This window comes from Gluconobacter sp. Gdi (genome assembly GCF_014132155.1).
In the GTDB taxonomy this organism is placed as follows: Bacteria; Pseudomonadota; Alphaproteobacteria; order Acetobacterales; family Acetobacteraceae; genus Gluconobacter.
The window spans coordinates 1-22,591 of the sequence record NZ_BLJQ01000020.1 but is presented as its reverse complement, the minus strand read 5'-3'; the positions used below and the strand labels follow the sequence as shown (position 1 = coordinate 22,591).

17 protein-coding genes, 1 tRNA gene and 1 pseudogene are annotated in these 22,591 nt (G+C 62.2%); 11 read left to right on the top strand and 8 right to left on the bottom strand.

Annotated features, from left to right (window positions below):
* Positions 1–52: 52 nt before the first annotated feature.
* Positions 53–129: transfer RNA gene (locus JN414_RS15530), tRNA-Met, on the top strand.
* Positions 130–301: 172 nt separating this feature from the next.
* On the opposite strand, the gene JN414_RS15525 is transcribed toward JN414_RS15530, so the two are convergent.
* The 3 genes from JN414_RS15525 to JN414_RS15515 are packed head-to-tail and all read right to left on the bottom strand — an operon-like array spanning position 302 to position 5,704.
* Positions 302–3,475, bottom strand: a complete 3,174-nt coding sequence (locus JN414_RS15525; protein ID WP_202208696.1) for an error-prone DNA polymerase — start codon at positions 3,473–3,475, stop codon at positions 302–304.
* Complete coding sequence (locus tag JN414_RS15520; protein ID WP_237388891.1) at positions 3,472–5,025, bottom strand: DNA polymerase Y family protein; 1,554 nt, start codon at positions 5,023–5,025, stop codon at positions 3,472–3,474. The genes JN414_RS15525 and JN414_RS15520 overlap by 4 nt, the downstream gene beginning before the upstream one ends.
* Positions 4,910–5,704, bottom strand: coding sequence for an ImuA family protein (locus JN414_RS15515; protein WP_202205786.1), 795 nt, complete (start codon positions 5,702–5,704; stop codon positions 4,910–4,912). Before JN414_RS15515 ends, JN414_RS15520 begins: the two co-directional genes overlap by 116 nt.
* 286 nt (positions 5,705–5,990) lie before the next feature.
* On the opposite strand from JN414_RS15515, the gene JN414_RS15510 reads away from it, so the two are divergent.
* The 4 genes from JN414_RS15510 to JN414_RS15495 all read left to right on the top strand — a co-directional run bounded on the left by JN414_RS15510 (position 5,991) and on the right by JN414_RS15495 (position 11,879).
* A complete protein-coding gene (locus JN414_RS15510; protein ID WP_202205785.1) occupies positions 5,991–6,752 on the top strand; it encodes a YoaK family protein in 762 nt (253 codons plus the stop codon).
* Positions 6,752–7,399: an SOS response-associated peptidase gene (locus JN414_RS15505; protein ID WP_202205784.1), complete on the top strand. Its 648-nt coding sequence runs from the start codon at positions 6,752–6,754 to the stop codon at positions 7,397–7,399. The genes JN414_RS15510 and JN414_RS15505 overlap by 1 nt, the downstream gene beginning before the upstream one ends.
* Before the next feature lie 124 nt (positions 7,400–7,523).
* Positions 7,524–9,269, top strand: coding sequence for an oleate hydratase (locus JN414_RS15500; RefSeq protein WP_202205783.1), 1,746 nt, complete (start codon positions 7,524–7,526; stop codon positions 9,267–9,269).
* 315 nt (positions 9,270–9,584) lie between these two features.
* On the top strand, positions 9,585–11,879 hold the full coding sequence (locus tag JN414_RS15495; RefSeq protein ID WP_202205782.1) for an AAA family ATPase: 2,295 nt from the start codon (positions 9,585–9,587) through the stop codon (positions 11,877–11,879).
* A gap of 96 nt (positions 11,880–11,975) precedes the next feature.
* On the opposite strand, the pseudogene JN414_RS17295 reads toward JN414_RS15495, so the two are convergent.
* The 4 genes and pseudogenes from JN414_RS17295 to JN414_RS15475 form a co-directional block, all read right to left on the bottom strand.
* A pseudogene (locus JN414_RS17295) lies at positions 11,976–12,044 on the bottom strand (hypothetical protein); the annotation flags it as partial.
* A 43-nt stretch (positions 12,045–12,087) separates the two neighbouring features.
* Positions 12,088–13,176: a BsuBI/PstI family type II restriction endonuclease gene (locus JN414_RS15485; protein WP_237390117.1), complete on the bottom strand. Its 1,089-nt coding sequence runs from the start codon at positions 13,174–13,176 to the stop codon at positions 12,088–12,090.
* A complete protein-coding gene (locus JN414_RS15480) occupies positions 13,149–14,945 on the bottom strand; it encodes a class I SAM-dependent DNA methyltransferase (RefSeq protein WP_202205780.1) in 1,797 nt (598 codons plus the stop codon). Before JN414_RS15480 ends, JN414_RS15485 begins: the two co-directional genes overlap by 28 nt.
* Complete coding sequence (locus JN414_RS15475; RefSeq protein WP_202205779.1) at positions 14,942–15,271, bottom strand: HigA family addiction module antitoxin; 330 nt, start codon at positions 15,269–15,271, stop codon at positions 14,942–14,944. Before JN414_RS15475 ends, JN414_RS15480 begins: the two co-directional genes overlap by 4 nt.
* Positions 15,272–15,759: 488 nt before the next feature.
* Here JN414_RS15475 and JN414_RS15470 point away from each other — a divergent pair, with 488 nt between their 5' ends.
* The 6 genes from JN414_RS15470 to JN414_RS15445 all read left to right on the top strand — a co-directional run bounded on the left by JN414_RS15470 (position 15,760) and on the right by JN414_RS15445 (position 22,225).
* Positions 15,760–17,835 carry a ParB/RepB/Spo0J family partition protein gene (locus JN414_RS15470; RefSeq protein ID WP_202205778.1) on the top strand — a complete coding sequence of 692 codons (2,076 nt, stop codon included), beginning with the start codon at positions 15,760–15,762 and terminating at the stop codon, positions 17,833–17,835.
* 138 nt (positions 17,836–17,973) lie between these two features.
* On the top strand, positions 17,974–19,176 hold the full coding sequence (locus JN414_RS15465) for a DUF932 domain-containing protein (RefSeq protein WP_202205777.1): 1,203 nt from the start codon (positions 17,974–17,976) through the stop codon (positions 19,174–19,176).
* A gap of 83 nt (positions 19,177–19,259) precedes the next feature.
* Positions 19,260–19,700 (top strand): hypothetical protein, encoded by a 441-nt coding sequence (locus JN414_RS15460; RefSeq protein ID WP_202205776.1) that lies wholly within the window; start codon positions 19,260–19,262, stop codon positions 19,698–19,700.
* Positions 19,687–20,736, top strand: coding sequence for a toprim domain-containing protein (locus JN414_RS15455; RefSeq protein ID WP_202205775.1), 1,050 nt, complete (start codon positions 19,687–19,689; stop codon positions 20,734–20,736). The genes JN414_RS15460 and JN414_RS15455 overlap by 14 nt, the downstream gene beginning before the upstream one ends.
* A 321-nt stretch (positions 20,737–21,057) precedes the next feature.
* On the top strand, positions 21,058–21,993 hold the full coding sequence (locus JN414_RS15450; RefSeq protein ID WP_202205774.1) for a DUF2493 domain-containing protein: 936 nt from the start codon (positions 21,058–21,060) through the stop codon (positions 21,991–21,993).
* Between the two features lie 64 nt (positions 21,994–22,057).
* Positions 22,058–22,225, top strand: a complete 168-nt coding sequence (locus tag JN414_RS15445; protein WP_202208695.1) for a hypothetical protein — start codon at positions 22,058–22,060, stop codon at positions 22,223–22,225.
* A gap of 32 nt (positions 22,226–22,257) precedes the next feature.
* On the opposite strand, the gene JN414_RS17030 is transcribed toward JN414_RS15445, so the two are convergent.
* A partial coding sequence (locus tag JN414_RS17030; RefSeq protein WP_237390116.1) for a hypothetical protein occupies positions 22,258–22,591 on the bottom strand: 334 nt, incomplete at its 5' end.

The following is a 22,591-nucleotide window of genomic DNA, read 5'->3' as shown; positions in this document are numbered from 1 at the left end:
GTCCCCTAGCCCACTCACAAAAACTCCCACACACCAACATCACATACACCACCGCGGGGTGGAGCAGCCCGGTAGCTCGTCAGGCTCATAACCTGAAGGTCATAGGTTCAAATCCTATCCCCGCAACCAAAATTTACCCAATATAATCAGTATGTTAAGCCGCCCCAATGGGCGGCTTTCTGCGTTTGGGACATACGCGCAGGATGCGTATAGGATGCAAATGGGAGTGAAACTCCAGCGTAGGTTGCGCCTAAAACAGGCGATGTCACGATTTCGTGAGATTTATCGGCGCCCTTATTGATCAGTGGAAATTGCGCGATCTGACGACGATACGCTCACCGGCGGAATCGCTGTCATGGGTGCTCTCAGCAGAGGAGCGATTACCGACGTCCGCGAGCAGCCCGGAAAGGTCGGTGATCTCTTTTGCTAGCAGATGCACGACGTCGCCTTCCTTCTGGAGCATGCCTGTCACGGCCAGCATCTGCCCACCAAGCACCACACGCCGGTTCACATCGAACATATCCGGCCAGATGATGACGTTCATGTTGGCCGTCTCATCTTCCAGCGTCATGAAGACCACGCCTTCAGCGGAGCCCGGTCGCTGCCGGACCAGCACCAGCCCCGCCACGGTGAGACGCTTCCCATCCTTTGCCGCCAGCGCCTGCCGACAGGACGTGATGTCCCTGGCCTGAAGATCCTTGCGTAGGAAGGTCAGCGGATGACCCCGCAGGGTCAGGCCAAGCCGGTTATAGTCTCGCACCACCTCGGCCCCATCGCGCATGGGCTGCAGCAGCACATCCGGTTCTTCCGCTTCCCGTGTCACCTGCGCTGCCGCGAACAGCGGCAGCGGTTCGTCCCGTAGTGCCTTGATCGCCCATAGCGCCTCCCGGCGTGCCAGTCCGAGCGAGGGCCGGAACGCGTCGGCTTCGGCCAGATGGGTCAGGGCTGCCGCTTTCACGCCAGCCCGACGCCACAGGTCATCGACCGAGGTAAACGGGCGAGAGGCTCGTGCGGCAACAATCCGGGCCGCATCGTCGTTGGCCAGTCCTTTCACCAGACTCATGCCCAGCCGCACGGCGAACATCCCGTCAGGCCTTTCTGGTCCTTCCAGCGTGCTGTCCCAGCGTGAGGCATTCACACAGACAGGCCGGACCTCCACGCCGTGTTCCCGCGCATCACGGACCAGTTGTGCTGGCGCATAGAACCCCATTGGCTGGGAATTCAGGAGTGATGTCAGAAACACGTCCGGATGCGTGCATTTCATCCACGACGATGAGTAGGCCAGAATGGCGAAACTGGCGGCATGGCTTTCGGGAAATCCGTAAGACCCGAAACCCTCCAGTTGCTGGTAGATCCGTTCGGCGAATTCTTCATCATAACCGTTGGCACGCATGCCTTCGATGAGACGCGTCTGAAACTGCGAGACCGTGCCGGTATTTTTGAACGTCGCCATGGCCCGACGCAACTGATCGGCCTCGGCAGCCGTAAACCCCGCACAGATCATGGCGACCTGCATCGCCTGTTCCTGAAACAACGGGATTCCGAGCGTCTTTTTCAGAACCTTTTCCAGTTCAGGTGTCGGATAGTTTTCCGGTTCGATCCCTTCGCGCCTTCGGAGATAGGGATGCACCATATCCCCTTGAATGGGGCCGGGACGCACGATCGCCACTTCAATGACGAGATCGTAGAACACGCGCGGTTTGAGCCGTGGCAGCATGGACATCTGCGCCCGGCTCTCGATCTGGAAGACGCCGATCGTGTCAGCCTTGCGGATCATGGCGTAGGTGCGCGGATCCTCGGCCGGGAGGGTCTGGAGGGTGAAATGCTGGCCCTTGTGTTTCGCCAGCAGGTCCAGCCCCTTTTTCATGCAGGTCAGCATGCCGAGAGCGAGGATATCGACCTTCATGAATTTCAGGACGTCGATATCGTCCTTGTCCCATTCGATGATCTGACGCTGCTCCATGGATGCTGGCTCGATCGGCACCAGTTCATCCAGCCGGTCATGGGTCAGCACAAAACCGCCGGGATGTTGTGACAGGTGGCGGGGTACGCCAATCAGGCAGCGGGCGAGATCCAGCGTAAGGCGGATGCGCCGGTCGGACAGATCAATGCCGGTATCATTCAGGGCGTCATCGTCCAGTTTCCGGCCCCAGCCATGGATCTGGCCCGAGAGCGTTCGGATCAGGTCTTCGGGGAGGCCCATGACCTTGCCGACGTCCCGCAACGCTCCCTTGGCACGGTAGCGGATGACGACGGCCGTCAGCGCCGCCCGGTCACGGCCGTAATGCTCATAGACCCACTGGATAACCTGCTCACGTCGCGCATGCTCGAAATCCACGTCGATATCCGGTGGCTCGCCCCGCTCCTCGGAGACGAAGCGCTCGAACAGCAGCGAGTTGCGGGCCGGGTCGATGGCAGTGATGCCGAGCACGTAGCAGACCGCACTATTGGCAGCCGACCCACGCCCCTGACAGAGAATGCCCTGGGAGCGTGCATAGCGGACAATGCTGTTCACGGTCAGGAAGTACGGCGCATATTGCATGCGCCCGATCAGGCCGAGTTCATGGCGGAGCGTTTGTGCCACGTCATCCGGTACGCCATCCGGATAGACGGAACGGGCGCCCTCCCAGGTCAGCGCCTCCAGCGCCTGCTGGGGTGTCTGGCCGGGCACGGAGACTTCATCGGGATACTGATAGGCCAGATCGTCGAGCGAGAAACGACAGCGCTCCACAATGTCCATGGTCCGGGCTACCGCTTCAGGATAACGACCAAACAACCGGGCCATCTCCTGCGGTGGCTTGAGATAGCGGTCGGCATGACGTTCGCGGACAAAACCGGCCTCATCGATCGTGGTGTTGTGCCGGATGCAGGTCACGACATCCTGCAGGATGCGCCGGTCATGGGTGTGGAACAACGCGTCATTGGTCACAACGGTTGGCACCCGTACCTGATGCGCCAGGTTCGCCAATTCATAGAGCCGCATCTGATCATTGGGACGCCGGAGCAGGGTGAGCGCCATGTAGGCGCGGGCAGCAAAGGCGTCCTTCAGCTTGCGCAGGTGCAGGGCGCAGGCGTCATCCGCCATGTCCGGGATCATGACGACGATCAGGCCCGCGCCCCACGCGACCAGATCCTCCCAGAGCAGATGGCATTTCCCTTTGCCGGCCCGAGCCTTGCCTATGGTGAGCAGACGGCAGAGACGGCCATAGGCGGTCCGGTCGGTCGGATAGACCAGCACGGGCGGGAAATTGGCAAGGTCGAGGCGACAGCCCACTACCAGTCGGATCCCGACCTCTTTTGCCGCGACATGGGCCTGCACCATCCCGGCCAGAGAATTGCGGTCACAGATGCCGAGCGCCTCGATCCCAAGCGCCCTGGCCTGTTCGAACAGTTCAGTGGGGGAAGACGCTCCGCGCAGGAACGAGAAATAGGTCGTCACCTGCAATTCGGCATAACGCGGTGCCGAGGTGCTCATCCGAAAATCCCGTGCAAAAACCAACCCTGCGGGCCGGTCTCGCCGTGCTCACCGTCACCAGCACGGTAAAGCCAGAAGCGCTCGCCGCTGGTGTCTTCCACCCGAAAATAATCGCGGGCAATGGTCAGTTCCGCGTCATTCTTCCACCATTCGCCAAAGACCCGCTCTGGCCCATCAGCGCATTTCACCTTCCGCCGCACGCCCCGCCAGATGAAAAACAACGGTGGCTGGTCCGGCAGCTCCGCCATCGCCTGCACCGGTTCAGGTCGTGCGAGCAGACGTGTCGGACGTGGCCAGTGCTCCGGCCAGTCCTTTGTCTCTTCTGGAGCCAGGGCAGGCACGCGGCAGAAGGAGCGTTCAGGCAGATCGCTTTCCACCGGCGCAAAGCGATACAGGGCCTGTGTGCCGACACGGTTGGCCAACGTGTCGATCAGGTCGGACACATCGGCCTCTTCTTCCGCGATCAGGGAGGACACGGTCTGCCGCCGGTCCATCGGTTCGGCCAGTGAGGCGATCAGCACCATGCGCTCGATGCCGAACCCCGGATCGATGGTCTCGATCTTGTCGCACAGCAGCCGGGTCAGGCGTTTTATGTCCCGCACAGGCGTTGCGGTCGCCACACGGATCGCCTCGGTGCGGCTATCCACGCGATGCAGCAGCAGATCGAGACGACGCACGCCCTGTCCGCGCTCGTCCAGTCCCTGGCAGAGCAGCGGCACCAGCCTGCCGATATAGCGCGCGATGGTCTCGGCGGCTCCGATGGGTTCTGCAAAATTCCGGCTGACCTCCACCGGATCGACAGGGCGGACTGGCACGATGGCTTCCCCGATACGCCCGAACGCCTGATCCAGCCTGCGGGCCACATCCGGTCCGAAACGCAGCGCCAAAGGCGCACGGGGCATCGCGGCCAGGGGTCCGATGCGGGATACCCCCAACGTGGCCAGCCCCTCGATAATGGTGGAGGGCAGACGCAGCGCCTCAAGAGGAAGATCGGCCAGAGCAGAGGCTGTCCCACCTGAGAGCACAACGACAATCGGTGCCCGACCATAGCGGGCTATGGCGTGTGCGGCGCCCCACGTGTCCGCCACCACAGCTTTTGCCCGGAAACCGGCGCCCGCCATGCGATGAACCATGTCCTTGAGCATGGGAAGTTCACCGCCATGCAGATGATCCGTCCCCGTCGTGTCCAGAACCAGCCCGTCCGGCGCATCGACGGCCACGATGGGCGCGATACGGTGCTGGAACCATAGCGCCAGCTTTTCCAGACCTAGCCGGTCACCGTCAGGATCAGCGTCCATCAGTACCAGATCGGGATACAGCGCCTGGGCCTTGGCCACCGGTATGCCGGGGCGAAGGCCCAGCTTCCGGGCGGCGAGATCGACCGACAGGACAACCCGTCGTCGTCCTTCACGCCCGGCCAGCGCCAGTGGCGCCTCAGACGCGGGCGCGTCTTTGCCCAGCCGCTTCCTGATCCGATCCGTCGGCCAGAGCGGCAGGTAAAGAGAGACGATCCGCGATCGGGCTGCATGGGGCGAGCCTCCCTTTGGCATCACAGGCCTCCACTTCAAAATCGGCACATTCGCCCGCCCGGGCGCGGATCAGTTCCAGCAGCCAGCGTGGTCTTCCGACACCGGGAGCCGGCAACGACACGGATGGCAGGACGGAGACCCGCCAGCGGGTCACACTGGCAGTCGGCTGGCCGAAATCTGCCGCATCCGTCTGCCGCCGCCAGCGTCGGATGGCGATGCCAAGAGAGCCGGATGTCTCGGCCGCCAGTTGCAGGCGGCGTGAGGCGGTCATTGATAATCGGGCGACCTCGGCGACTACGGCCCCGAGGCCGCCATGCCGCAGTCCTTCCTCGAAACAGGCCAGCACATCGACGTCCGAACTGGCCTCGACATAAATCGTCCGCTGGGCAGAAAGACCCACCTGTTTTAGGGAAGGGGCGAACACATCCTGGCGGGTGACGATCCACAGCACCTTGCCACGCGTGCGCGCGACAATCCCGGCGCAGAACTGTCCGGCCGCCGCACTGTGAAGGGCATCGTTGCCGCCGCCCGCCACCTCATGCAGAGCGCCCAGCGCCAGACCGCCGCCGGGCAGGCGCGCATCGATCTCGCGCACGCCAAAGGGCAGCACCTTGCGGCGCCGGTCGCTGTGTCCTTCCAGACGGCTGATCGCGGCCCGCAGCGTCTCCAGACCGGGTTTTTTCTGGGGTTTGGCAGTCATGTCACGACTTAGTATCCATTTGTCCTGGTGGGTTTCCTGATTATATGTTCCTGATTTGTTCTTTAATGCGTGGGGAGTCAAGATTCATCTGTCTGGGGAGCTTACCGCTTCAAGTTTGTGGCAATTCATAATCCGGGAAGATATCGTCCTAAGAAATTGAAAACAGGACGCTTTGTCGGAAGAGGGCAGGCTGTTACCATCCCACCCGTAAAAAAATCGCTGTTCAGGGGGGAAACCGACAAACACGGAGTCTCCCTCATGCGGTCAGTCACGACGGGAGGCACAGGTGCTTGTTCACGAGGGAGCGGAGCGCAACGCCAGCATCGACAGGCGTCTGGGCTGCTCGCTGGCGGCTATCGCCGGTGCTGTGAACGCCGCTGGTTTTCTGGCCGTGGGCTATTATTCGGCCAACATGACTGGCAATGTCTCCGCGCTGGCGAGCAGCCTGCATGAAGGCCATCTGGAGCTGGTCCTGTCCTGTTGCGGCCTGATACTGGCCTTTGTCGCAGGAGCCGTGCTGTCCGCGCTGCTGGTCAATGCAGGTCGTCGCCGTCATCTGTCGTCGATCTACGCACGGAGCATCCTGTTGGAAGCCTGCCTGCTCGGGCTTCTGGGGGCTGTGGATCTTCTGTTTTCGGCCCAGCCACGGGATCCGGTGCTGGCCTTTGGGCTGAGTTTCCTCATGGGGCTCCAGAACGCCACGGTCACACGCATTTCCGGGGCGCGTGTCCGCACCACCCATATGACGGGAATGCTTACCGATGTGGGGCTGGAACTGGCGGACTGGCTGGAGAGCTTTTTTCATCCGGTTGACCCGGCCCGGCGGACCGGTACGCGCGAGCGTCTGGGGCTGCATGCCGCCATCGTGCTGTCCTTCACGCTGGGCGGCGTGGTCGGCGCCTTTCTGTATGGCTGGTGGTCTGCTCTGTTTCTTCTGGCGCTGGCGGGGCTTCTGGCCTGCCTTTCCCTGCCGGGCGCGCTGTCGCATGAGTCTGTGTCGGCACAGGAACCGGCCTCGGTTCCGGCTTACGGGGAGAAGCATCCCTGATGTGCAATCTCTACGCCATGACGTCGAACCAGAAAGCGATCCGAGAGATTGCAATGGTTCTCGATGATCTGACGGGCAATCTCCAGCCTCTGCCGGAGATATACCCGAATACAATGGCCCCGATCGTGCGGAACGGCGGAAACGGTCGTGAACTGGTCATGGCACGCTGGGGCATGCCGACACCGCCCGGTTACCTGAAGGGACACAGGGTCGACCGGGGTGTAACCAACATCCGCAATCCGTCCTCGACATGGTGGAAACGCTGGGAGGGCGTGCAACATCGTTGTCTGGTGCCATTGACGGCGTTCTCCGAGCCGGAGCGTCTGCCCGACGGGACATCACGACTGGTGTGGTTTGCGCGGAATGATAGAGAGCCGCTGGCCTTCTTTGCCGGGATTTGGTGTCGATGGACGTCCGTGCGCAAGCTGGCGGACGGAGAGACGACGGATGATCTGTTCGGTTTTCTGACCACGGACGCCAATCTGGAGGTGGGTGCGATCCATCCGAAAGCCATGCCTGTGATCCTGACGCAACCGGACGAGCTGGAGCGCTGGATGACGGCACCGGTAGCAGAGGCTCTGGCGCTTCAGCGTCCGCTGCCCGATGGAGTTCTGTATCGGGTGCAGGCGCCGGCTCTGGCTGACTGAGAAAGGGGATCATCCTGTCCTGTTCGGGGTGTTTGATACATCGCAACGACAGATCGGCTTATCAGATGTTGGATGGCTGGCAGGATTTCCCGCCATCGGCCCTTTTCAGAAAAGGACATGCGCCATGAGATACGCTCACAGCAATTACGAGGCTTTCGTTCACCCTCCAGCCCCGCAGGGTATGGAAGGACGGTCAGCGTGGATCGTGGGCGGCGGGCTGGCGGGCATGGCGGCGGCGGCGTTCCTCATCCGAGATACGGGCATGACGCCTTCAGCCATCACCATTCTTGAGGCATCGGACAGCGATGGTGGTGCGCTGGATGGGGCGGGGAATGCGGAGACCGGCTGGCTGATCCGTGGCGGTCGGGAGATGGAAGAGCAGTTCCAGTGTCTGTGGGATCTGTATCGTTCCATTCCGTCTCTGGAAATTCCCGATGCATCAGTGCTGGATGAAGTCTGGCAGGTCAATCAGGCCGATCCGTCTACAAGTCCGGTCCGCGCCATGTGCAATCGGGGACAGCCCCTCGCCGATCGTGACAGGCTGACGCTCACGGGAAAGGCGCGGCGCGAGATCATTACCCTCATTCTGACCGATGAGGACGAACTGGCGGGAAAGACGATCGCGGATGTGCTGTCCGGCGATTTCATGGCGTCGAACTTCTGGCTGTTCTGGCGGTCGATGTTCGCGTTCGAGACCTGGCACAGCGCCATTGAGATGAAGCGCTATCTCGCACGGTTCGTGCATCAGATCCTCGGACTGAAGGATCTGCATACGCTGAAATTCACCAGATATAACCAGCAGGAATCTCTGAGCAGACCACTGGCCACATGGCTTGCCGATCAGGGCGTCGTGTTCCGTCATGGTGTGACGGTGACGAATGTTGCCGTTGATGTGTCGGGCAGAACGAAAGTTGCGACCCGTCTCGACTGGCTGGACAATGGCGCGACCGCTGGTGTTGACCTGGGTTCGGCGGAGCTGGTGTTCGTGACCAACGGTTCCATGGTGGAGAATTCACGCTGGGGCGACCATCATACACCCGCGCCGATTGATACGACTATCGGAGAGGGGAGCATCTGGCAGCTCTGGCGCACTATCGCAGCGCAGGATGCCGCATTCGGCAACCCGGATGTTTTCTGTGGCGATACAGCAAAATCCCGCTGGCTGTCGGCAACCGTTACAACCCGGGATGCGCGGATTCCGGAGCTTGTAAAGCGGATTACGGGGCGTGATCCGTTTTCGGGGAAAATCATCACGGGTGGCCCGGTCACGATCGCGGATTCATCCTGGCTGATGAGTTGGGTGGTCAGCCGTCAGCCCCATTTTAAGGAGCAGCCCGAAGGCCAGATGGTGGCCTGGCTCTATGGTCTGTTCAGTGACGTGCTGGGTGATTACGTGAAAAAGCCCATGCAGGACTGCACGGGGGAGGAAATCACCCGTGAGTGGCTGTTCCATATGGGCGTGCCGACGGACCAGATCGACGATATGGCAGCGACAGGGGCGACGACGCGTCCGTGCATGATGCCGTTCATCACGGCGCAGTTCATGCCGCGCGCACCGGCGGACAGGCCGAAGGTAGTGCCGGATGGGAGCGTCAATCTCGCCTTTCTGGGGCAGTTCACCGAAACGTCACGCGATACGGTCTTCACCACGGAATATTCCGTCCGCACGGCGATGGAGGCGGTCTACACCCTATGCGGCGTCAGGCGGGCCGTGCCGGAAGTGTCGGGCGGCATTTTTGATCTCCGGATGCTGTTACAGGCGGCAGCGGAACTGAGGGATGGAGAGAAGGTGCCAGCATCCGGACTGATCCGGCACCTGACACAGGGAACCGAGATTGACGATCTTCTGGAACGCTATGGGCTGGTTTGATTTTATTGTCAGAAGCCAAGGCGGACTACTGCTTTCGCCCTCTTGGCGGACGTCTTGACGGTTGTGACAGTTCCCCGAAAGCTGACATTGCTATGCTCACGTCAATAGACCAAGTTTGGGACAAAGTGTCGTTCGGACAAATCTGATGATCGACAGTTGTCAGCATAAGCAGCCGATCAAAAGCCAGAACCGTGTGATTTTGGCTATCCGAACCATTTCATGCGGCAAAGGGACGGTTTTCCGCTATCACCGTTCCTACGCACCATGCGGGCAACCGCGACGGGACACATAACCATCTGCGGTCCGGGGGATCCATTGCTCGAACGCTTCCAGTTACTGCGCAATATTGGTCAGTATGATTCAGTAAATGCCGGCGCACAGATACCGCTTTCAACGCTTACGCTCATCTATGGCGAAAACGGACGCGGTAAAACCACCCTTTCTTCGGTGCTGCGCTCGCTCGGCACCGGCGACGCGGATCTTGTTCTGGAGCGCCATCGCCTCGGCGCAGCGAATCCTCCGCATGTCGTGCTGGGCTTCGCGGGCGGCGTCACCGCGCAGTTTCAGCATGGAGCATGGTCGGCTCCCATGCCGCGCATCGCGATCTTCGACGATGCTTTTGTTGCGGCGAATGTTTGCTCGGGCGTCGAGATCGGTACCGGGCATCGCCAGAACCTTCACGAGTTGATCCTTGGCGCGCAGGGCGTGGCGCTCAATGCGGCGCTCCAAGTCCATGTCGCGCGTATCGAGGAGCACAACCGCGCCCTGACGTTGAAAGGCAACGCCATCCCCGCAGCTGCACGCGGCGGCCTGAACGTAGATAATTTCTGCGCCCTTCCCGCCGATCCCGACATCGAGGCCTCGATCGCCACGGCCGAGCGCAACCTCGCGGCTGCGCGATCCGCCGATGCGATCCGCCAGCAGGCGCCTTTCCTGCCATTCACACTGCCCGCCTTCGACGTTGACACCATGGGAGCGCTTCTAGCCCGCACCCTTCCAGACCTTGAGGCGGATGCGGCGGCGCAGGTGCGGGCTCACCTACGCCGCCTCGGCAAGGGTGGCGAGGGATGGGTCGGTGACGGTATGACCCGCATCGCAGGCGCTTCGGAAGGGCGGGACCACGAGGTCTGCCCCTTCTGCGCGCAGAATTTGGACGCATCGCCGCTCATCGCGCACTACCAAGCTTATTTCGGTCAGGCCTATGACGGCTTGAAATCCTCAATCACCGAGGCCGGCCAAGGCATCCATATAACCCATGGGGGCGACGTGCCGGCCGCTTTTGAGCGTGCCGTGCGCATCGCCGTACAAGGCCGGACCTTCTGGAACGCCTTTACCGATGTTCCCGAGGTTGAGCTAGATACGGCGGCGGTCCTGCGGGCCTGGTCGGCTGCGCGCGATGCTGTCCTGACCGTGCTGCGGGCCAAGGCAGCCTCACCACTCGAAGCAATGACGCTACCCGTCGAAACGCTTGCTCTCATCCGCGACTATGACGAGCGCCGCGCTGACGTTGCCGCGCTTTCGGGAGCGCTGCAGGCTCGCAACACCCAGATCGCGGTCGTGAAGGAGCAGGCGGCGAATGCCGACGTTGCCGCGCGCGCGGCCGATCTTGCGCGGTTGCAGTCCGTGCGCGCCCGCCACAGCAGTCCGGTTAGCGGCCTCTGTGCCGCTTATCTTGCCGAAAAGGCGGACAAGACGGCTACGGAAGACCTGCGTACCCAAGCGCGGACCGCGCTTAACAACTATCGCGAGAATATTTTCCCAGCCTATGAGGCCGCGATCAATACCTATCTTCAACGCTTCAATGCGGGTTTCCGGCTCGCATCGGTTAGCCCGCAAAATACGCGTGGTGGCTCATCCTGCACCTATAACGTCGTCATAAACAATGTTCCGGTGGCGCTGACTGCCAACGCCGGCCCCGCTTTTCGCAACACCTTGAGCGCTGGCGACCGTAACACGCTTGCGCTCGCCTTCTTCTTTGCATCGCTCGACCAAGACCCGCAGCTGGCGCACAAAATCCTCGTCATCGACGACCCCATGACCAGCCTTGACGAGCACCGCTCGCTGACGACGGTGCAGGAGATGCGCCGTATGCAGGCCCGCGTCAGCCAAGTCATCGTGCTTTCGCATTCCAAGCCTTTCCTCTGCCAGCTTTGGGAAGGCGCTGATATTGCCGCGCGGCAGGCACTCCTGATCCGGCGCGACGGGGTCGGCTCGACGCTGGCGGTCTGGGACGTAAACCATGACTGCATCACCGAACACGACCGACGGCACGCCCTCGTGCAGGGGCATCTTCAAGCGGCGAACCCGGCGGCCGAGCGCCGTGTCGCCGCTGCGCTGCGCCACATCCTCGAAGCTTTTATGCGCGTGGCCTACCCGGCGGCATTTCCACCGGGCATGCTGCTCGGGCCCTTCCTCGGCATTTGCCAGCAGCGTGCCGGCCGGCAGAACCAAATATTGAGCCAGCCCGATATTGACGAATTGCGCGCGCTGCTCGCCTTCGCGAACCGCTTTCACCACGACACCAACGCTGCCTATGAAACGGAAGCCATCAACGATCAGGAGCTGACGCATTTCAGCGAACGTGTGCTCGCCTTCGCGCGACGCAACTAATCCGTCGTTATCCGAGCGCCTTTCCTCGCCGGCTTGCTCAACCGTGATTCTGCGCCCGTTGAATCGAAGGTTTGAGAGGGCAGCATGGACCGTGTTGGGCTTCCAGCTAGTCACTTCCACGAGGTCGCAGATGGTGGCCCCAGCCCCACTGTCGCGCGCGAGCATTTCAAAAATAAATGCCTGCTTGGTCCCCGCGCGCGGCATGCCATCAGCCACCTTCGATCTGATGCGGCTTCCCGCTGAAAATGATGAGGTTATCCGGCTCTGACGCAAACCAGGCATAGCTGCCCCAAGCAAGGCCGCTGACTGTCTTGCGGAAAGTCTGCGAGGCGCGATCAAGATAGGCCGTTACGAAGGCGACGTGCTGCGGCGCGAACCCGGCACCTTCGGCAATCTGCAGGAGTGCGGTTTTTCGGGCGTCGTTGACAGGGCCGTCCGTGTGCACCACCTCAACGAAGATCAGCAGTGGGTGCTGTGGGCCGAGATCGACCAGCACAATGTCGGGAAGGCTCTTGTCAGCCGGGATCGTCAGCCCGATCGCCTTGGCCAGTTCATCATCCCGCGCCACGACCTTGTTGCCGCTTTCGCTCAACGTGATAACGCCGGGATTTTCTAGGAACTTCGGCGCAAAGACCTCGATAACCGCCTTTGAAATGTCGGCGCTTGGCCCGGCCCCCATGCGCCGGGTCTCCCCGTTGGGGAACGTCACTAGCTCGTAGGCACCGCCCCCAGCTGCACCTCTGCGCACGATTGCGATACGGGCGAGGGCGCCGGGATTAAGATGCTTTTCTCGCCAGGCTGCGGCCTTTGCGATGAATGTGGCCTCATCGAGATCGGGCGCCAGCAGCGCCGCGAAATCGCCCTGCAGGGCGTAGCGTCCCGCCGGTGAGGTGGTGGCCAAGCCGGGGCGCTCGATGACAGCGCCGTTCTGGATCAGGGCGTAGCGGATCGTGTCGTCGCGGATGGATTCCCGCGTGTTCACGGCATACCAACGGCCCGGCACATCGGCCTTGCTCGGCTTGATCGAGGCTTTCGCCCAAGCAGCGCGCGCGTCGTCACCCGCCTGCGTGGCTTGCTCGTCCGTCATGCGCGTGACCTGATCGGGCCTGATCCATCGCTCTGCGCCTTCGACCGCACCGGCATAGAGCATGACGAAGATGGTCTTGGCGGCGATTTCCCAGACCGAATGCTCGCGGTTCGCGGAGCCTTCCGGGAATATCTCGGGAAGGCGGGCGTGAATATCGTTCCAGGACAGCAGGGCAGGCAATGTCATGCTTTGAGGCCATAGAGGCCGCACAGGACCTTTTCGATCGCCGCGCGTGTCGCGCCCTTCGCGATCAGGCGCTCGATCGGTGCCATGGCGGAGAGGGGCGGCAGCGGGATGGATTCCAGCTCGAACGCGGAAACGGCGACGCTTCCGCTGATGCAGCGGAATATCTGGTCGAGCACATCGCTATTTAACACGGCTGCGACCGCTGCGGGTGTCACTTTCGGCTTACCGATCGCCCGCACCATGTTCAGGTGGTTCTCGATGACAACTCCGTCGTGCGCGTCGATGAACGACTGCGGCAGCTCGGCCGCGATCAGGCGTCGCAGCTGCTCCTTGGCCGTCGTGCGTTGCACAAGCACGCAGGATTGATCGACGACCAGCCAGCCATCCCCAGCTTCCGTCTTGAAGTAAGGCGCATGGTTCTTCTTCTCGGCGCGAAAAATGAAACGGCCGTCTGCCGTTACCGCTTCCGCCCAGATAAGCGGATGCAGGCCGCGCGCCGCACGGCCACGCAGTTGCGACTTGAACCTGTTCCAGACGAGCGGTCCGGTTGACACGCCATAGCCCCAGTCGGAGAGGTGTGCGGGCATGCCTTCTGCTGCCTTGATCAATCCCACATGGGCGGGTTCGCGCGGCGCAAGCCAAGGCGCACCGGCATCGTTAGGCAGGCTGACCCTGCCGTTTTTGGTCAGGCGTGCTTCGCGCTCGTTATCAACGTTGAGGTAATGGACTTGGAAACGCTGACGTTCCCCACCCTTGCGGTAGAGCGCGAGCAAAGTTTCCTGCAGCACATCCTCGAAAACCCCGCGCCGAGCATGCACGAAGTCGATTGCAACCGGCGGCGCTTCTGCCGCGAGAAGTCGGCGCAAGGCGGTGTAATACTGCCCACCCAGCACGCTCGTTGGGGTGAGGTAGGCGATCATACCTCCTGGCCGCGCCCACCTCAGAGCGATGTCGGTGAAGACGCCGTAGAGGTTGGCATGGCCGTAAAGGCCGCGCGCATAACGGCTGCGTTGCGCAGCGGTTAGCGTTACTCGGCCATAAGGCGGGTTGCCGACCACGAGATCAAACTGCGCCGCGGGCGTTTCCTCAAGCGTGTCGCAGACTTTCACGAACACGGGCACCTTGCGACCGCTCGCCGCACTCAAGTCGGACAGCAGGACTTCCAGGGCGGCCTGCGATAGCCCCGCCGCATGCGGATCAAGCTCGAAGCCCGAGAGGCGGGTGCCGAGCTGGGCGAGGATTAAAGCCGGTTCGCTGCCGTCAAGCGCACGGCGCATGCGCGTGGCCGCTTCAAGCAGAAAGGCGCCGCCGCCACTCGCCGGATCGAGCACACGCGCGCTCGACCAGTCCAAACCGCCCTCGCCGGCGAGATCGAGCAGCCGATGCGTCAAAGCCGGCGGCGTATAAAAGGCGCCGAGGGCGCTGCGCTCCCTACGAGGGAGCAACGCCGTGTAGAGGCTCGTCAGGAAATGACAGCCTTCCAGCAGGGGAAGCGCTTTCGCTTCCTGTCCGATCGACTGCGCCAGTTGGCGTGCGGTGGCATCTAGCCTTCCCCGCATAGCGACAAACGGTCCGCTCAGGGCGAAGCCCGGCACAATGTCGGCAGCGAAGGTCTCCATGGCCGCACGCGCAAACAACGCGGCCTGACTGGTACGGCGCGTTTCCGTGATCGTCTCCGACCAAGCACGCGCCATGATGCGGGCGCGCGAAAGTTCGATGCGCTTTGTGTCAAGCGTCACTGCCATCTCAATTGGAGCGACCTTTTTCACTTTGACTGACGATTTTAAGCTCACGAATTCCTTGCCTTGTTCGCAGACGCCGATTTCGGCGCAAACCGAACAACCTTGATGTCAGCTGCCCGTTTTCGCACCTGTGCGATGTCGAAGCTATTTTGCATTTGCATGAGCGTGTCTAAAGATAAGCCAAAAGCTTTCTCTATTCGCAAAGCCATCTCGGGAGAGAGATGTGCTCGACAATTTAGTAGTGCCGACAAGGCTGGACGAGTAACCCCAAGCGCCTGCGCGGCTTCCGTCACAGAAAGCCCATGACTTTCGATGATTTTGCTTTTCACAAACCAGCCAGGATGAGTGTGATCTTTCAAGCGAACTGCATCTCTCATTTGCTCGCCTCCTGCGCACGGCTATGTTTGATCCGTACACTGTAAAGAGTCACTTTACAAGACCCAGTGTTCCCTTAATGTTCGCACCAAGGGCAGGAGAGACGGTTGGCTAACGTAGAACGGAAACTTGCGGTTTCTCAAAGTGCTCATGACTCTCTCGCGACAGAGTCCAGTTCTAAACTGAGTCCAAAATCCACCAACAGTCGCTTTCATCAATAATAGACGTCCGAGTGAACACACAGGAGCGTCGTGATCTGGTCGGGTAATAGTCATGAACATGAGTGCACCGAATGGTTGCTTTCGGTTACCGCTTGCCGATAACCGACCTTCCGCTTACCCCCCCCATTGCCGACATTTTTCCTGCCGGGAAAAGGCTTCGGATTTTGGGTGTGTCCGGGGCCTTCAGAGTCAGAGGGCTGCGCGGATTTTCGTGACGGGTTAAGAGGGTAGGGGAGTGTCTCCTGTCCGCCCGTCATGGAGTTTTCGCCATGGCGACCGCTATTCCCAAACTCACGTTGAGTTCGTCCCGCGACATCCCGTTCAATCGGTTGGTGCTGTCCCAGTCTAACGTGCGCCGGGTAAAGTCCGGCCTGTCGATCGAGGAACTGGCCCGCGACATTGAGCGCCGCGGACTGCTGCAGAGTCTGAACGTCCGCCCTGTTCTCGACGACACCGGGGCTGAGACCGGTACCTATGAAGTGCCTGCTGGTGGTCGGCGCTTCCGTGCCCTTGAACTTCTGGTGAAGCAGAAAAAACTGGCGAAGACGGCACCGGTGCCGTGCGTGGTGCGCGAAGCCGGATCGGCCATCCTTGCCGAGGATGATTCCCTGGCCGAGAACGTCCAGCGCGTGGCCCTGCATCCGCTGGACCAGTTCCGCGCCTTTCGTGACATGCTGGAGAAGGGCATGTCCGAGGAGGAAATCGCCGCAGCGTTCTTCGTCGCACCGGCCGTGGTCAGACAGCGCCTGCGGCTGATGACCGTGTCGGACAAACTGCTGGATATCTATGAGCAGGATGGCATAAAGCTGGAGCAGTTGATGGCCTTTTCCATCAGCGATGACCATGCCCGTCAGGAACAGGTCTGGGACATCGTGTCCCAGAGCCATAACCGCGAACCCTACGTCATCCGGCGCATGCTGACAGAAAAGACCGTGCGGGCTTCGGACGCCCGCGCCCGCTTCGTCGGGCTGGACACATACCTTGCTTCTGGTGGTCATATCATGCGCGACCTGTTCGAAGCTGATGATGGCGGCTGGCTGCAGAATCCGGCCATTCTGGACCGGCTGGTCATGGAAAAACTGCATACAGCCGCAGAAAATATCCGTACCGAGGGCTGGAATTGGGTCGAAACCGCGCTGTCATTCCCATGGGGGCATACCCGGCAGTTCGCGGAGATCGACGGCACGGAAGTGCCGCTGACCGATAAGGAGACGGTCCAGCTTGAAGCCCTGCGTGCCGAGCAGGAAAGCATTGAGGGGGAATACGCCCAGGCCGATGAATACCCTGACGAGGTTGATGCACGGCTGGGCGAGATCGAACAGGCCATTCTTGCCCTGGAGGATCGGCCCCTTGCATTCGATCCCGCTGAGATGGCACGGGCCGGGGCCTTCGTCAGCCTCGACAGTGATGGCACATTGCAGGTGGAACGGGGCTTCGTATTACCGGAAGACATGCCGGCGGAGCAGGAACAGGCCGATGATGTCGACGGCACCGGTGAATACGATCACGCCGCATATGACGGGCCGGATGATCGTCTTGCGGGTTATGGAGACGATGGAGGCGGTGAGGGCTACAGCATCTCTCCCGAACCCGAAGAAGAAGACGGGATCAGGCCGCTGCCTGACCGGTTGCTCACCGAACTGACGGCCTGGCGCACGCTCGCCCTGCGGGATGCGTTTGCCAGCAACCCGCACACCGCCCTGACGGAACTGCTACACACGCTGGTGCGCGATGTTTACTGGCAGACATCAGGCGCGGATTGCCTGGAAGCCTATGTCCGCGAAATCTCCCTGCCGGTCCATTCGCCCGACATGCCGGGCAGCCTGCCGGCCCATGCGCTGCGCCAGCGCAACGAGGGCTGGAAGCATGATCTGCCCGAGGACGAGGATGCGTTGTGGCGCTGGATCGATGGGCTGGACGACACCAGCCGCATGGCGCTGCTGGCCCATTGCCTGTCCTTCGGGGTCAATGCGCTCTACGAGCGCATGCCCGCCTACGGCGCGGTGTCCCAGCGCAGCGTGACCGAGCGCCTCAAGCGGGCCGATCGACTGGCGTCAGCCCTCAGCCTCGATCTGGTCGAGGCGGGCTGGCAGCCCACGGTCGAGAACTATCTCGGCCGGGTGACCAAGGCCCGTATCCTGCAGGCGGTGCGGGAAGCACGCGGCGATGAGGCGGCTGGCCGCATTGCCCACCTGAAGAAGCCCGACATGGCGCGCGAGGCCGAGCGGTTGCTGGAAGGTGCGGGCTGGCTGCCCGAGGCGTTGCGGACCGTAGGGCTGGCCGATCAGGCACAGGTTGAAACAGTGACGGCAGGTGAGAATATGGAGGCCATCGCTGCCGAATAGCGCAATGGATTTTTGGAATGGTGAGACAGCGGCTTCCGGTGCCCGGAAGCCGCTTTTTTCATGTCCGGCGCCCCGGAAAGAGGGAGAGGTCGGCTTCGCCCTGGGTGCCGAATAACCGGCATCAGAGGAGAGTTTTCCATGACCACGACCACCATCCTGCCCCCTGCGTCCCGTGGCGCCGCGTCCGGCGGCTTCCGGATCGATCCTTCGCGTGGGGAGCGCAGCGCCCGCGTCTCGTCCGAGTGGTTCTCGCGCCCCGATGACGAGCGCTACCTGTCGCTGTCCGACCTGCATGCCGCGACCCTGACGCGGGCGGATCGGGCCACCGCTCGTACGGTGGAAAGCCGCGCTATCCGCGTGGAGGCGTCCCGCGACAATGCCGAGCGCCTGACGCTCACCATACCGCATCAAGACCAGCCGATCGCGCCCACCCACTGGTCCTTTGGCCAGATGTGCAGCCTGGTCGGCGCGCCATCGTCGTACCTGCGTAACCTGCCGGCCCCACTGGCAGCGATCAATCTGCAGCACGGGCTGCTGTCGCACCGCGCAGAACTGGTCAAAACGCTGGAAACCGAGGACGGCCGCGTCGAACTGCGCGCCGTGACCGGCCCCGATTACGGCCGCATCTGGGACCATGAACTGGTCGGTGCGGTGCGGAAAATTGCCGGTGACGGCACAGGCGATACCAACTGGAAGGTGCCGGGTGTCATCGACTGGGCCACCATGACCCACAATCCCTATGTCGACATCACGAAGGAAACCACGACGCTCTATGCGTCAGACAGGGACGTGTTCCTGTTCCTTGTGGACGACACGCACCCGATCGAAGCCGGGCGTCTGCCCAATGGTGACCCCGACCTCTATTTCCGGGGCTTCTACGCATGGAATTCAGAAGTCGGCAGCAAGAGCCTCGGTATCGCCTCCTTTTACCTGCGCGGAGTGTGCCAAAATAGGATGCTCTGGGGCGTGGAAAATTTCGAGCAGATCACGATCCGGCATAGCAAGTTTGCCGCCTCGCGTTTCGTGCATCAGGCGACACCAGCCCTGCGGAACTTCGCCACGGCCAGCCCGGCCTCGTTCGTCTCCGGCATCCAGACGTCACGCCGCGCACTGGTGGCGAAGAATGACGAGGATCGTGAAAGTTTCCTGCGTCGTCGTGGGTTCTCGAAACCGGAAACCACGAAGATCATCGAAACCGTGCTGCACGAGGAAGGGCGCAAGCCCGAGAGCGTGTTCGATTTCGTGCAGGGGATTACGGCGCTGGCGCGGACGAAAGCCAATCAGGACACGCGGCTGGATCTGGAGGAGAAGGCCCGCAGGCTGATGGAGCGTGCTTCCTGAAAGCCGCTTCTCTGTCTTTCCGCAAAGACGTTTTTACGAGCCCGGCCCCTGCGCCGGGCTTTTTCGTTTCGGGAGTTTTTCCGATGGCTGATTTCTTCACGCATTTTTCCTGCGTGCTCGATGTGGGCACGGTGGAAAACGCTGCCAGGGCGCTCGACCTCTACAATGCATTCATGGACGAACTGGCGGCGGAAGATCCGCCCTCTGACGGTTTTGTTCTGTCGATTGTGCCCGAATATGGCGGCACGAAACTCTGGATGCACGATGAGACGACCGGCGATCCGCAGCAGGTGGTGGAATTCGTGCTACGCTGTGCGCGGGTATTCCGATTACGGGGCCGATGGGGATTCCAGTGGGCCAATAGCTGTTCACGTCCGAGGATCGGCGCCTTCAGCGGTGGCGCACATCTGCTTGACCTTGGCAGGCGCAAGACGATTTCATGGATGACCACCGATCGCTGGCTGGCGATCGCTCTCGACGGAGGCGATCCCGACACAGGAGGGCAGGGTGATGACCTCGCATGATGCAGGCGATCTCGCGCGTCGTCTGGCGGAGAACGCGGAGGTGGTCTGCCGGCATTACCTTTCAGCCGGGCGAAGGCATGGCAATTACTGGCTGGTCGGCGACGTCCACAACACGCCAGGTCGGTCGCTCTATGTTCGCCTCCATGGTGGACCGGACGGGCGTAGCCGCGCGGGCAAATGGACGGATGGCGCGACGGGGCAGCACGGTGATCTGTTCGACATCATCCGTGAAAGCCTCGGACTGCTGGATTTTCGTGATGTCGCCGACGAGGCCCGGCGCTTTCTTTGCCTACCGCAGCCGGCACCACGATCGGCCCCTGATCGTCGCGATATTGCCCCGCTGTCCTCTGGCACAGCGGATGCTGCACGTCGGCTCTGGGCCATGTCCCGCCCGATTGCGGGCACGTTGGCGGAAACCTGGCTGCGGCATCGTGACCTGACCCGCCTGCCAGACCTGCCATCGCTGCGTTTCCATCCTGACTGCTACTACCGCGCAGATGCGGACAGTCCAACCGAGACCTGGCCCGCCATGATCGCCGCCGTCACTGACCTCGATGGCCGCGTGACAGGCGTCCATCGCACCTGGCTGGCGCGGGACGGAAAGGGCAAGGCCCCTGTTGCCATGCCCCGTCGGGCCATGGGCGACCTGCTCGGTAATGCCGTGCGCTTCGGCACGACATCTGACGTTTTGGCGGCGGGCGAGGGGATCGAAACGGTGCTGTCGCTCCATGAGGTCATGCCCGATCTGCCACTGGCCGCCTGCCTGTCCTCGGCACATCTCGCCGCCATGGCCTTTCCGCCCACGCTGCGCCGCCTCTATGTGCTGCGCGATGACGATCCGGCCGGGGACCATGCGGTGACGGCCCTGCAGGCCCGGACGCAGGAGGCCTGGATCGAGTGCCTCGTGCTGTCACCGCGTCTGGCGGACTTCAACGATGATCTCCGCTATCTCGGGCGTGGCGCAATGCGGGCGATCCTGCATCCCCAGCTTGCTCCGCAGGACGTGGCGCGGTTCCTGCAACCCGTCACGCACTGAGGCGGGCCGGGAAGGGGGGAAGGGTCTTCTTCTTTCCCTGCCGTGCGGGGCTGTCCTGTTTCCGGATGGGGCGCGCCCGCGGCCTTTCTGGAAGGGGAGCGGGCGTCAGCCAGGCCGGGCCTGCAATGGCGGAGCCGGCTATTTTCCGCCGCGCGGGATTGCGTCCGCGCTTTGCATCGCGAAGCAAAATAGCCGTCTCCCTGCCATCCTCCACTGCGTTCCAGCCGCGCGCGAGCGCGCGGTTCCGGCCCGGCCTTCGTCTGCCGCTATCCGCCCCCGGAAAGGCCGCGAGGGGCGCGGCCAGAACCGGAGGACAGACCCATGACCCGCACACAGGACGATTTCGAACCTGCACACGCCACCTCTTCCACCGCCCACGTGCTGGCCGAACTCCAGCTTTACGGCCACCGTCCCTTCGAGGACCAGCCGGACCCGAGACCGCTGCCTGACGCCAGCCAGATCGAAGGCGCGGTCGCTGACATCTTCGATGCCCTGTCCGCCACGCTGACTGACACCCGGCTGGAACCCGATCTCGAACCGCTGCTCTGGTCTACGGTCAACGTCTTTCACCGCATGCTCGGGCAGGTGGAGCGTGATCTTGACCGTAACGAGCAGGCGCAGAAACGCAGCCAGCAGGAGCAGGATGGCAGCGAGATACGCTCGGTGGAACTGGAGCGCCTCATTGCCGAGGGCCTGACCCTGCTGGAGCGACGCAACGCGTATGAGATATTCCGCGATCTCTCCTGCGATCAGTTCGAACGCCTGACGATGTCGCCCTGGCGGCCGCGCTCCGGCTCACTGGTCAGCCGCAGCACCCTGACGGCGTCCATGATCGACAGCCGTGATTTCCTCAACGCCCGCAGGAAAGCTGAAACGGAACTGCTCGTGCCTCCCGGACCAAAGGTCGCGGTCACGGGCGGCCCTGATTACGAGGACCATCATCTGATCTGGAACCGTCTCGACAAGGTGCGCGAGAAGCATCCCGACATGGTGCTGCTGCATGGCGGCTCACCCAAGGGGGCGGAATTCATCGCCTCCCGCTGGGCCGATCATCGGCAGGTGGCGCAGATCGCCTTCAAGCCGGACTGGAACCGGCACGGCAAGGCTGCCCCGTTCCGGCGCAACGATGCCCTGCTGAAAGTCCTGCCCGTCGGCGTCATGGTGTTCCCGGGCTCGGGCATTCAGGACAATCTGGCCGACAAGGCAAAGCAGATGTGCATCCCGGTCTGGCGGTTCCACAGGGAGGCTGGCGCGTGAGCGCCATTCCCTTGACTGTTTCATGAAAGCGGCCTGACATCTGCTGCCAGATGCCTGAGCCGCAATGACGTCGGGCTCCCCAGTTCCTGCGCACATGATGGCGGGAAGCACGTTCACCCGTCACTCGGAAGACCCCACCCGGAGAACCGGCGGGACGGAGTTCGATGGCAGCCCCGTGCGCCTGCGGGGATGGTCCATCGGGATGAAACGCCCATGGCGTCCCCATCGGTGAAAGGGCCGGCACGGCAGGTAGCCAACGAGGGATCATCCTGTCCGCTTTGACGGGATGCGCCTGTGCCGGGAGCGGGGGCCTGTCGCACCGCACGACGCAACCTTGCCCATGAGCGGGTGAAAAGGGGGCGTAACATCGGGGGCGGCAAAAACGACCACCGGACGGGGCCAGTTTCCCACAATGCCAGCGTGACAGCCTCGCGGCAGATCGCATCGTCCCCCACCTGACGGACCGGTCATGCCGGCATCGTATCTCCTGGGGGGCTGTCGGGTCCGCACACCATGGCCTCTGTCGGATGGCTGATCTAGCCGAAGACCGGCTGCGCCTCGATCGGCTGGCCGCAACGGCGTTCCAGAACTTTCTTCC

Bases quoted from the DNA above. Each gene is read 5' to 3' on its own strand.
- JN414_RS15525 (WP_202208696.1), bottom strand. From the start codon at position 3,475: ATGAGCACCTCGGCACCGCGTTATGCCGAATTGCAGGTGACGACCTAT.
- JN414_RS15520 (WP_237388891.1), bottom strand. From the start codon at position 5,025: ATGCCAAAGGGAGGCTCGCCCCATGCAGCCCGATCGCGGATCGTCTCT.
- JN414_RS15515 (WP_202205786.1), bottom strand. From the start codon at position 5,704: ATGACTGCCAAACCCCAGAAAAAACCCGGTCTGGAGACGCTGCGGGCC.
- JN414_RS15505 (WP_202205784.1), top strand. From the start codon at position 6,752: ATGTGCAATCTCTACGCCATGACGTCGAACCAGAAAGCGATCCGAGAG.
- JN414_RS15500 (WP_202205783.1), top strand. From the start codon at position 7,524: ATGAGATACGCTCACAGCAATTACGAGGCTTTCGTTCACCCTCCAGCC.
- JN414_RS15475 (WP_202205779.1), bottom strand. From the start codon at position 15,271: ATGAGAGATGCAGTTCGCTTGAAAGATCACACTCATCCTGGCTGGTTT.
- JN414_RS15470 (WP_202205778.1), top strand. From the start codon at position 15,760: ATGGCGACCGCTATTCCCAAACTCACGTTGAGTTCGTCCCGCGACATC.
- JN414_RS15465 (WP_202205777.1), top strand. From the start codon at position 17,974: ATGACCACGACCACCATCCTGCCCCCTGCGTCCCGTGGCGCCGCGTCC.
- JN414_RS15460 (WP_202205776.1), top strand. From the start codon at position 19,260: ATGGCTGATTTCTTCACGCATTTTTCCTGCGTGCTCGATGTGGGCACG.
- JN414_RS15455 (WP_202205775.1), top strand. From the start codon at position 19,687: ATGACCTCGCATGATGCAGGCGATCTCGCGCGTCGTCTGGCGGAGAAC.
- JN414_RS15450 (WP_202205774.1), top strand. From the start codon at position 21,058: ATGACCCGCACACAGGACGATTTCGAACCTGCACACGCCACCTCTTCC.
- JN414_RS15445 (WP_202208695.1), top strand. From the start codon at position 22,058: ATGACGTCGGGCTCCCCAGTTCCTGCGCACATGATGGCGGGAAGCACG.